Source organism: Bacillus sp. SRI_025 (assembly GCF_057592095.1).
This window is the reverse complement of record NZ_JBYEGB010000007.1, coordinates 1-12,280: the sequence shown is the minus strand read 5'-3', so window position 1 is coordinate 12,280 and position 12,280 is coordinate 1. Positions and strand designations below refer to the sequence as shown.

Sequence of the window (12,280 nt, the reverse complement as noted above, 5' to 3'; positions counted from 1 at the left end):
GATCGCATGAGTGGAATTCATTTAGAACACATCAGTCAGCACTTCGGTGAGCAGATTGCTCTCAACGATGTCAGTCTTACTGTGAATGAGGGAGAGTTTTTCTCCCTTCTCGGTCCTAGCGGCTGCGGGAAATCAACGTTATTAAACATCATTGGCGGTTTTTTAGAACCAACAAAAGGCGTCGTCTATATTGGTGATCAGGATGTGACAGCTTTGCCGCCTTACCAAAGAAAAACAGGTATGGTCTTTCAAAGCTATGCACTCTTTCCGCATCTGACTGTATTTGATAATGTGGCGTACGGGCTTAAGGTTCAAAAGAAAAAGAAGGCGGAAATCAAAGAGAAAGTGATGGAAAGCTTGTCTCTTGTTCAATTAGAGGCATTTGCGAAACGGATGCCCCACCAATTAAGCGGTGGTCAGCAGCAGCGGGTAGCGATAGCAAGAGCGCTGGCGATTCAGCCGTCTGTTCTCCTTCTTGATGAACCGCTCAGCAACCTAGATGCCAAACTAAGAAAAAACATGCAGACAGAGCTGCGAAATATTCAAAGAAATGTTGGGATTACAACCATTCTTGTGACACATGATCAAGAGGAGGCCTTAAGCCTTTCTGATCGAGTTGGCATTTTAGGAGAGGGTAGAATTCAGCAGATTGGGACGCCTTTAGAGGTGTACCGCCAGCCAAACAATCGATTTGTAGCTGAATTCATCGGACAGGTGAATATCTTTGAGGCCGTGTACAATGAAGCTGATGCTGCATTTACGGTTCCGCATGTAACCCATTCAAACGGTCAGCATCTTCAGCTGCAGGCTGCGGCACATCAAGAGAAAAGGGAAAAGCAACTGCTTATGCTGCGTCCTGAAAGAATCAGCATCTCTTCTGAGCAGAAGGAAGTTCAGCCAAACCATGTATCTGGCGTGCTGTCAGATGTGAGTTATATTGGGCATTCATTACGTTTGGTTGTGGGGCTTGATAATGGTGAAATCATTGTCCATGCTTCTGAAGCTGCATTTCCCGAGCTGCCTGAAGTTGGAGAAACTGTCTATATCCATTGGCAGCCTGAAGATATCGTTTTCTTAGATTCGAAGGTGCATACGTGATGCGAATCAAGAAAAAGAATCAACGATTTCATTGGTTTATGCTGCTGCCAGCCTGTTTGTTTCTTGTTGTATTTTTACTAGCTCCACTTGTGATGATGCTCGTTCTCAGTTTTCGCGATGTCGATTCGATGATGAATACATTACAAACGTATAGCTTTTCTCAATATATTCATGTGTTCACGACAGATGCATATGTAAAGGCGATTGGAAGTACTGTGTGGGTGGCTTTACAGACAACGGTGATTTGTTTATTGATGGCATACCCAGCAGCATACGTGCTCGTCAAGGCACCTAATTCGCGTCTGCGGGCATTTTTCTATATCTTACTTGTGTCGCCGCTTTTGACAAGTGTTGTGATTCGGACGTTTGCATGGATTGTTCTTCTTTCGCAAAATGGTCTGATCAATGGTATGTTACTAGATTTACATGTGATTGAGAAGCCGCTCTCGATGCTGTGGAATATGAATGCGGTCATTATTGCCTATGTCCAAGTCATGCTGCCATTTGCAGTACTGCCGATCGCAACAAGTTTAACCGATATGGATCGTCACTTAAAACCGGCTTCTATGAGTCTTGGAGCTGGCCGGATTCGAACCTTTTTTCATGTCACCTTACCACTGACCATTCCTGGCATGGTGACAGGCGCGATCATCGTCTTCTCACTGGCAGCAGGAAGTTATATCACTCCGCTGTTAGTCGGCGGACGGATGCAGCCGCTGCTGCCGCTGTCAATTTATCAGCAGGTGATGCAGGTGTATAACCTGCCTCTTGCTGCAGCTATGTCCTTTACATTATTGGTTTGTGTGCTTGTGGTGGTCAGTCTACTAAGCTATTTATTGAAGCGTTGGGAGGCGAGGATGCATGCGTAAAAAGTCAATAGGTGACCGCTTGCTTTCTATCCTGATTTGGACTGCTGGGTCATTGGTTTATCTTTTTTTAACCATTCCTGTTCTTGTGATCGTCCTATCTGCTTTTAGTCCAAATGCCTTTCCTGAATTTCCACCGACTTCGTTCTCTGTTCGCTGGTTTCATGAGGTCGTGTCAAATCCAGAATGGATGGAATCGCTTCGGATCAGTGTGATTCTGCTTTTCATTGTGACGCCTCTCACGGTTCTTTTAGGGACAATGGCTTCGTATGCTTTAGCAAGGCTTTCCTTTAAGGGAAAGGAGGCTGTCCAAGCTTTCATTCTGTCACCTCTCATGATTCCTCAAGTGGTGTTAGGGATTGCTATGCTTTACTTGTTTACGGCTATGGGCTTTACAGGGTCTTTGTGGGCGCTCGTCATTGGTCACGTCATCATTGGTTTTCCCTATGTGGTTCGAACGGTAGGTGTGAGTGTTTCGAATTTAGATCCGCGTCTTGAGCTGGCTTCAATGAATCTTGGCGCAGGACCCATTCGCACGTTTTTTCGAGTCACATTGCCTTTGATTAAGCCGGGAATCATTGCAGGCGGGGTGTTTTCAGCTGTGACGTCATTTGGGGAAATATCGATCAGTTTGTTCGTTTCCTCACCTCAAACCATCACAATTCCGGTCAGGACCTTTAATTACATTGAGCAGACCTTTGATCCAAGTGTCAATGCGATATCTGTCATATTTATTATCATTTCTATCATTGCGCTGCTCATTATTGAGAAAACGATTGGTCTGTCTAAGGTGATGTAAATATAATGAAGAAACAAGGAGTTGTCATTTGAAATGGCAGCTCTTTTTTTTGTTGTTTTTACAGTAAAAAAATTCATTTTTTTAGGGAATGTAGTTCTTAAGATTTAAGAATTTGCGGGAAACGAAAGGAGACCTCTATCCTAGATTTTCGGCCATATTTTCAATATTTAAGGGAAAATATGAAATTTTTGCGGTATTTAGTCGATTATTTTCGGTTGAACGCAACTATTATTAGTTATTTTCGGTAAATATCGTCAATTATCATGTAAACCCTTCGGTATAACGCATGAATCTTTACACCCATTTTTCGGTGAAAAAAACAATATTTTCATATAAAGTGGACGTAAATAGAAAATATCTAAAAGAAAAGAAGAAAAAGGCAAATCTATGGAAACATAGAGACGCAAAGCCATGTCCTAAAGTAAATGATTCTTTTTTTGCTAAGGTCGGCAGGCTACCGAATCAAAATGGGAGTCCCTCCGTTTTATTCGGGGTGGGCTCCTTTTCTGTTAAAGCGTCTATTTTAATGAAATAGACTTGGTTCTTTTGATATAGAGGGTGCAGGGTGAAATTGGTGGAGAAAACATAGAAGAGGCGGAGGATGAGAATGAATACAGTTTATTACCCCTTAACACATGCGCAAAAGCGAGTATTCTATACGGAAAGATTTTATCCAGGTACAAGTATTTCTAATTTGGGTGGATTCGCCAGGTTGAGATCAGCATCTGGTCTCAATCCTTCTTTGGTCGTCGATGTGCTTCAAGCGTACATTCGACAAACTGACTCTCTTCGGCTGAGACTCGTGTATCGAGATGAAGAGGAGGAGCCTGTTCAATATATCAAACCTTATGAAAAACAGCCGATTCGAATGGAAAAGGGCTGGAGTGAAGAGGAAGTAAGGGCTTGGGCGAACGAGCAAATTCGTGAGCCGATGCCATTGATTGACAGCCCCTTGATTGAATTTACGGTATTTCAAATCAGTGATCAAGAGTGCTGGCTGTTCTGTAAAGCACATCATATTGTCGCGGATGGGATTTCTATCATTTTAATGGGAAATCGCATTATTGATTTATATCATGACATGCTGCAAGGAGTAGACATCTCGCCAGTTGAGGAGATTTCCTTCGTTGATCACATTATGAGTGAGCAGACCTATGAATCTTCTAAACGTTTTCAAAAAGATCAAGCTTTTTGGAATGAGCAATTTGCTCATATTCCAGACTTCGCATCTTTAAAACCGCATAAGGGATATGAGATGAGTTTACATGCGGAGCGATTTTCAGGGGATGTTCCAGATTCTTTAAAGGAGAAGCTTCGTGTCTTTTGTGAAGAACATAAAGTCAGTATGCTTTCGATGTTTATGTCCACTGTCTATATTTACTTACATCGTTTTAGCGGTATGGAGGATGTCGTTCTTGGAACCTTTATGGGTAACCGGACGAATGCCAAAGAAAAAAAGATGATTGGGATGTTTGTATCGACGATTCCAATGCGTGCATCTGTTCAAGGGTCGCAATCGTTTGTTGATTTCGTAAAGCAGGTCATGGCAGATCAAATGAAGATCTTGCGACACCAAAAATACCCTTACAATCTGCTCATGAATGATTTGCGGGAAAGAGAAGGGTTTACAGGACGCCTTTTTGATATTTCTTTAGAATATCAGGTCATGCAGTGGCAGAAAAAAGAGAACCTGTCGTTCATTACTGAACCGATTTTTAGCGGGAGCGGAATGAATGATATTTCAATACATGTGAAAGACCGCTGGGATACTGATACATTGACCATTGATTTGGATTACCGTACAGATGTATTCACAGAAGAAGAAATGAGTAAGATGTTTGATCGATTCTTGATTTTACTAGAAGCGGCGGTCACTCAGCCTGATCAGCTGATCGGGACACTGCCTTTACTTTCAGCAGGTGAACAAGAGGAACTGCTGCAATTATCTGAGGGAGAACCGTTTGAAAGACCAGCAGCAAAACCGGTTCATCACATGTTTGATGAGACAGCCAACAAATATGCAGATCGAACAGCCGTTGTAGCAGAAAATGGAACAATTACTTATGGAGAGCTGCAACAACAGGCAGAAAAGCTTGCACGTTTTCTACAAATGAAAGGTATCTCACGTGATGTGCCTGTTGCTGTTTTGATGGAGCGGAAGGTAGATGCCATGGTAGCAGTCTTCGGCATACTAAAGGCTGGCGGGGCATATGTACCAATAGATCCAGCATTACCTGAGGAGCGCATTCAATTTATTGTGGAGGATTCAGGTGCTTCTATCGTGTTAACAGAGGAATCGTTCATTCAAGAGTACCCAGCCCTCTCGGAAAAATTGATCGTGCAGCAGCAACTATTATTAGATGATGGACGGCTGCCTGAGCTTCTCGATCAGACGGCGCCCGAAGATTTAGCCTACATGATTTATACATCGGGTACGACTGGAAAGCCGAAGGGCGTCATGATTGAGCATCTTCAGCTTCATCATTTGGTCCATGCTTTGCATCATGAGATGTATCAAGGGGCGAATGAGCTTCAAATGGCGCTTCTAGCCCCATTCCATTTCGATGCATCGGTGAAACAAATATTTGCTGCCCTTTTATTTGGACATACGCTTCATATCATCCCGCGAGAAACGACGAGAAATGGCATGCAGCTAGCGGCTTATTACAGAAAACATCAAATTGAAGCGGCAGATGGAACTCCGGCGCATGTGCAGCTTTTACTTGCAGCGGATTTGGACGGTCTGTCATTGACGCACATGTTGATTGGGGGAGAAGCGCTGCCTGCGAAAGCAGCACGTTCACTTATCGAAGCGGTTCGTATGAGTCAGCCTGATTTTACTCTATGGAATGTGTATGGTCCAACTGAGACGTGTGTGGATGCGGCAGTTCATCGCCTGAATCTCAGTGAGCTGAGCGAATCAACTGAACAGCGCTATGTGTCGATTGGAAAACCGCTTGGTCATCATCGTATTTATATTTTAAATGAACATGATCAATTACAGGTGCCAGGGGCTGCAGGAGAACTTTGCATTGCCGGTATAGGTGTTGGGCGAGGCTATGTGAATCAGCCTGAATTGACGAAGAAGGTATTCACGGCAGATCCGTTTTCTCCGAATGAGCGGATGTATCGAACAGGGGATCTAGTCAGATGGCTTCCAGATGGCACGATTGATTATCTTGGCAGAATGGACGATCAAGTGAAAATAAGGGGTTACCGCATAGAAACAGGTGAGATTGAAGCGGTGATGGAGCAGGTAGATGGAATTGATAAGGCTGTCGTGCTAGTAGTTGATGAAGCGGATGGGGAAAAGGCGTTAAGTGCTTACTATCAAGCTCGTCATGATGGTGTGTCTGTTGACATGCTGCAAGCGGCTATCAAACATCAGCTCCCAGCTTACATGATGCCGCTTTATTTCAAAGAACTCGATGCTTTTCCACTCACAGTCAGCGGCAAAGTCGACCGTCGTGCACTTGCTGCCTTAAAAGGTGATAGAGCGGTTCATGCTGTTTATACGGCACCTAGAAACGATATAGAAACGAAGCTTGTTCATTTGTGGGAAGACATTCTTGATCAAGAACAAATCGGTGTATATGATTCTTTCTTCGATCGAGGCGGGCATTCGCTCAAAGCGATGACCGTACTTACAAAGGTTCAGCGAGACTTTCAAGTGGAGGTGCCGCTCTCTGTTTTATTTGAACAGCAGACGATTGCTGCACTTGCTGCTTATATTGAGCAAGCAGAAAAGTCTACTGCAACGGAGATACCAAAAGCGCCGGCTGCAGATCATTATCCGTTATCGCCTCCACAGCAGCGCGTCTATATGGTGAGTCAATTGGAGCAAAGCACTGCCTATCATATGCCTGCTGTTGTGAGGTTAAAAGGAGCTCTGCAGCTTGAGAAGCTGACTGAAGCCTTTGACAGACTGATCTCACGTCATGATATGCTGCGTACTTCTTTTCATACGATAAAAGGTGTCCCTCGTCAGCGGATCGCTTCATCCGTTTTCTTTGAAATAGAACAGCTGACAGGTGGTACGATGGAAGAAAACATGCAGCACTTTGTCAGACCTTTTGATCTTGAGTGTGCGCCACTTCTTCGAATAGGATTGCAGTCATTGCATGATCAGGAGCATTTGCTCTTTTTCGATATGCATCATCTGATTTCAGATGGTCTTTCGATCGATTTAATGCTGCGCGAGCTGTCAGATGCTTACGAGGGATCGGTGAAAGCACCATTAAAGCTTCAATATCAAGATTATGCTGTTTGGCAAGAGCATCAAGGCTTTCAAAAAGAAGAGGCATTCTGGCTGCAAGAATTTTCGGGGGATATCCCTGCTTTACAGCTGCTGACCGATTATCAGCGTCCAGCTGTCCAGTCTTTCGCAGGTGATCGTGTCATCAAAGAAATCGATGAGGCGTTAAAGAATCAATTACAGGAGATTGCAGCAAACCATCACACGACACTGTATACGGTGCTGCTTTCGGCTTACTATACATTGCTTGCGAAATATACGGGTCAAAAGGAATTTGTGGTCGGAACACCGGCAGCAGGGCGTGTGCATACAGATTTGAATGACATGATCGGTATGTTTGTCCAGACACTTGCTTTGCGGTCAGAGGTAGATCCGAATGGAACCATGTCTCAGTTGATTGAGCAAGTAAAGGAAAAGACGATGCATGCATTTGAGCATCAGCAATATCCGTTTGAGCGGCTGCTTGAAAAACTGAATGTGCCAAGAGATTTTAGCCGTCATCCATTGTTTGATACCGTCTTTACACTTGCGCCGGGTCATTCAACAGCCCAGCATATTGGAGACATGCTGGTCGAAGTCGAAGAAACCAATTTCCATATTGCGAAATTTGATTTAACACTGCAAGCGATGGAGTCAGATCAAGGTTTATCCTTTGTACTCGATTACAGTACGGCGCTATTTAAACGAAGTACAGCAGAGCAGATGCTCAAACATTATGTTTATCTGCTGGAGCAAATGGTTCAAACGCCGCAGGAAGCTATCCAATCCTATCGCTTACTGTCTGAACAAGAAGCAGAAGCTCAGCTAAATAGGTGGAATCCGTTACCTGCGCCTTATCCAGCAGAAGAAACCATTGTGACGCAGTTTGAAGAACAGGTGCAGCAGCATGGTCATCAGCCTGCATTGCAATGTGAAGATGTGGTTCTTTCTTATCAAGAGCTGAATGACCGAGTGAATCAGCTGGCACATTATTTGCGTGAAAATGGTTTTGAAAAAGGAATGAAAGCAGCCTTATTCTTTGAACGATCCAATGAAATGGTGCTCTCTGTTCTAGCTGTGCTTAAGGCGGGCGGAGTCTATGTACCAATTGACCCCGATTTCCCTGATGAGCGCGTGAAGCACTTTTTAACAGACAGCGGTGCACAATTCTTATTGACACATCAAGTGCTGCGCCATCGCTCCGTGCTCACTGCATTTGAGGGAATCATCATAGAAACAGAAAATCAAGCGATTGCTCAGCAGTCAGACAGCCCAATAGATGCTCATATTTTACCTGAGGACTTGGCGAATTTGACCTATACATCTGGTACAACAGGTAAGCCTAAAGGAAATATGGTGACACACCGGAACATTTTGAGAACGGTGAAGCAATCGAATTATCTCACCATTCATCATGAAGATACGGTGATGAGCATCTCAAACTATGTATTTGATGCCTTTATGTTTGATGTGTTTGGTGCTTTATTAAACGGAGCAAAACTCATTGTTCTGCCAAAGGACCATATTTTAAACATGAATGAGCTTTCAGGAGCGATTGAGAAGGAAAAAGTCAGTATTTTAATGATCACGACAGCTCTTTTTCACTTACTCATCGATATGAAAAAAGACAGTCTGAAGAACGTAAGAAAAGTGCTGTTTGGCGGCGAACGTGCTTCCGTGCCTCATGTGGTGACTGCACTTGAGACAGTGGGGAAAGACAAGCTTGTTCATATGTACGGCCCTTCTGAGAGCACAATTTTCACCACATATTATCCTGTGAACCACATTGAGAAGCACGCGTTATCCATCCCAATCGGAAAGCCAGTGAGTCAAACGGCTGTTTATATTGTAGATGAATTTGGACATGTACAGCCGCCGGGCGTTGCAGGAGAGCTTTGTGTCGCTGGTGATGGACTGGTGAAAGGATATTATAAGCAGCCAGAACTAACGAGCGAAAAGTTTGTCAAAAATCCTTTCCGCCCTGGAGAGACCATGTATAAAACGGGCGATCTTGCACGCTGGCTGTCAAACGGAGATATTGAATTCATTGGACGGATCGATCATCAAGTGAAGATTCGCGGACAGCGTATCGAGCTTGGGGAAATTGAACATCAACTGCTGCAGCATCCTCAGGTGAAGGAAGCTGTCGTGATTGCTGCTCCGAATGACTCTTTATGTGCGTATTTCACAGCAGAAGGATCTGTCTCATTAACTGATTTGCGCGAGCAAGCAGGACGTGAACTGCCCGTGTATATGATGCCGGCATTTTTCATGCAATTAGAGGAGCTTCCTTTAACGAATAACGGCAAGGTCGATAGGCGGGCGCTGCCGGCACCTGATCTTAGTGAGCAGGGGGCAAATGAATACACCTCTCCTCAATCAGAAACAGAGCGTCTGCTGGCGAACATTTGGGAGGAAGTTCTTGAAGTACCGCGAATCGGCAAACACGATCATTTCTTTGAATGCGGGGGCCATTCGCTGCGCGGCATGAAAATGCTGAACAGGTTGTATGAAGAGATGCAGGTGGAGCTCACTTTGAAGTCTTTATTTGAATCCCCGACATTAGAAGCGTTCGCGCTTGCGGTAGATCAAGCGGATCAAACGGAGATCAAGCGAGTGGAAGTTGCCAAAGAGGCGGCCTATTATCCAGTGACATCTGCTCAAAAAAGACTGTTTGTTTTGGAGAAAATGACTGATGCGGAGCAAAGCTACCATATGCCGGCTGCCTTAAAGCTAGAAGGCGTCTTTGATGAAAAACGATTTGAAAAGGCAATTGATCAGCTAGTCCAACGTCATGAAGCTTTCCGAATGAGCTTTGATTTTGTTCAGAATGAACCTGTTCAACGGATTGAAACAAATGTCTCAATAAACATTGAAAAAATTGAACAGAACGGCCGAGACATACAGCAATTGATGAATGACTTTATCAGGCCATTTGATGTAGAAAAAGCGCCTTTACTCAGAATAGGTCTAGTTTCCGTCTCCGTAAATGTCCATTATTTACTGATTGATATGCATCATATCATTTCAGATGGGGCGTCTGTTGGCATTTTAATTGAGGAGCTTTCAGCCCTGTATCGAGGAGACAAACTAGAGGAATTGCCTGTTCAATATAAGGATTATGCAGTTTGGTCAAAAAGTGAGGCATCTGCTGCGCAAAAAGCAGATGAAGAGGCATTCTGGCTGGATCAATTACAAGGAGAGCTGCCTGTACTGGCACTGCCGGAAGACCTGCCAAGGCCAAAAGTGCAAACATTCGCTGGAGATCGTGTCTCATTTACAATTGAAGGTTCGCTTAAATCAAAATTGGACGAACTCGTTAGAACGCTCAACAGTACGACCTATACAGTCCTGCTTGCTGGCTACAGTATTCTTTTAAGCAAGCTTTCAAGACAAGAGGATATCATCATTGGTTCTCCGGTTGTGGGTAGAACCCATCCTGATATTCAATCTGTGATTGGCATGTTTGTGAATACGCTGGCACTTAGAACAAAGCCAGCAGGACATCAGACAGCTGCTGAATTTGCGTCAAATGTTCATCAGCTTGTGTTAGAGGCAAACGAGCATCAGCTGTACCCATTTGAAGAATTGGTGGATCAGGTGCAAACGGTTCGAGACACAAGCCGTCATCCAATTTTTGATGTGGTCTTCTCAATGGAAAATGCGGATATTCGTGATTTATCAATGGATGGGCTTCACGTTGTTCCACAGCCATTCGAGGAGAATATCGCCAAATTTGATTTGACCTTAACTGGAAACGAATCCGCAGATCAAATTGAGCTCGTGTTTGATTTTAATTGTTCTATCTTTCAAAAGACGTCAATTGAAAAGTGGAAAGAATATTTCCTTCATTTGCTGGAACAAATGGTGTCAGCGCCAGATCAATCGTTAGATCAAATGAAATTATTGTCACCGCAGCAGCAGCAAAAACAGCTGAACGAATGGTCAGGACCTGTCCTAGACGTCCCATCAGATCAAACCGTTCATGCCCTGATTGAGGCGAAGGCACAAGGAGCACCGCATCAAAAAGCAGCGACATTCTGCGGAACGAGCTGGACGTATAAAGAGCTGAACAGCCGGGCGAATGTAGTCGCTTCAAGGCTCATCGCCAGCGGCACAAAACCAGGAGACCGCGTCGGCATTCTCACCCGCCCATCTCTTGACATGACAGCCGCTGTCCTTGGTGTCCTCAAGGCAGGTGCGGCATTCGTTCCAATTGATGCGGATTATCCAGCGCAGCGTATCGCGTACATGCTGGAAGACTGCGGGGCAGAGGTACTTCTGATGCAGAAAGGACTCACTGCGCCAAATTCTTTCACAGGACATGTGCTGTTCATAGAAGATGCGGTAGAAGGAGAAGCTCACGAAATTCAGGTTCATATCAAACCAACAGATCTCGCTTATATGATTTACACGTCTGGGACGACGGGACAGCCGAAGGGTGTCATGGTCGAGCATCAGTCTCTTGTGAATCTTTCATTCTGGCACAATGATGCGTTCCAAGTGACGAACAAGGATCGAACTGCGAAATATGCCGGCTTTGGCTTTGACGCCTCCATTTGGGAGATGTTCCCGACGTGGATCGCCGGCGCAGAGCTGCACATTATCGACGAAGCAATTCGCCTCGATCTGATCAAGCTTAATGCGTATTTCAATGAAGAAGGGATCACCATTGCCTTCCTGCCAACGCAGTTATGCGAGCAGTTTATGTCAATGGACAACCATTCTCTGCGCTATTTACTAACAGGTGGAGACAAGCTGAAACAGGTGAAGCCAGTACCATATCAACTCGTCAATAACTACGGTCCAACAGAAAATACGGTTGTAGCGACAAGTGGAGTCATCGACCCAGAACAAGGCACGCTTCCGATTGGAGCAGCGATTGCCAATACTCGTTTTTACATTATGGGTTCGTTATATGACCTGTCGCCGCCAGGCGTACCGGGCGAGCTCGTGATTGCAGGAAAAGGACTGGCAAGAGGCTACTGGAATCTTCCAGAGGAAACAGGCAAACGATTTGTCCCAGATCCATTCTATCCAGGAGAGCGCATGTACCGTACAGGCGATTTAGTGAAATGGACAGAGGGTGGCGAGCTGATCTATCTCGGCAGAATAGACCATCAGGTCAATGTCCGCGGCTTCCGTATTGAGCTGTCAGAAATTGAAGCCCAGCTTCTGACGTTGGATTCGGTGAAAGAAGCCGTCGTGACAACAGTCAAAGATGCGAGTGATCAGGATGCCCTTGCCGCTTACGTGATCACGGAGAGCGATACTGATACAGAG

4 protein-coding genes and 1 riboswitch are annotated in these 12,280 nt (G+C 44.7%); all 4 genes read left to right on the top strand.

Annotated features, from left to right (window positions below; all coding sequences use genetic code 11):
• The first annotated feature begins 6 nt into the window (after positions 1-6).
• A complete protein-coding gene (locus AC20OE_RS16825) occupies positions 7-1,098 on the top strand; it encodes an ABC transporter ATP-binding protein (protein WP_338593939.1) in 1,092 nt (363 codons plus the stop codon).
• Complete coding sequence (locus AC20OE_RS16820) at positions 1,098-1,967, top strand: ABC transporter permease (RefSeq protein WP_251181428.1); 870 nt, start codon at positions 1,098-1,100, stop codon at positions 1,965-1,967. The genes AC20OE_RS16825 and AC20OE_RS16820 overlap by 1 nt, the downstream gene beginning before the upstream one ends.
• Entirely contained in the window at positions 1,960-2,763 is an 804-nt protein-coding gene (locus tag AC20OE_RS16815) for an ABC transporter permease (protein ID WP_024424298.1), read from the top strand. The genes AC20OE_RS16820 and AC20OE_RS16815 overlap by 8 nt, the downstream gene beginning before the upstream one ends.
• A gap of 368 nt (positions 2,764-3,131) precedes the next feature.
• Positions 3,132-3,225, top strand: a riboswitch (cyclic di-GMP riboswitch).
• Positions 3,226-3,364: 139 nt separating this feature from the next.
• Positions 3,365-12,280 (top strand): non-ribosomal peptide synthetase (locus AC20OE_RS16810; RefSeq protein ID WP_487269037.1); only part of this gene is annotated, 8,916 nt, incomplete at its 3' end.

What these genes read in the sequence shown, in the direction of transcription:
- AC20OE_RS16825 (WP_338593939.1), top strand. Translation starts at nt 7, where the DNA reads ATGAGTGGAATTCATTTAGAACACATCAGTCAGCACTTCGGTGAGCAG.
- AC20OE_RS16820 (WP_251181428.1), top strand. Translation starts at nt 1,098, where the DNA reads ATGCGAATCAAGAAAAAGAATCAACGATTTCATTGGTTTATGCTGCTG.
- AC20OE_RS16815 (WP_024424298.1), top strand. Translation starts at nt 1,960, where the DNA reads ATGCGTAAAAAGTCAATAGGTGACCGCTTGCTTTCTATCCTGATTTGG.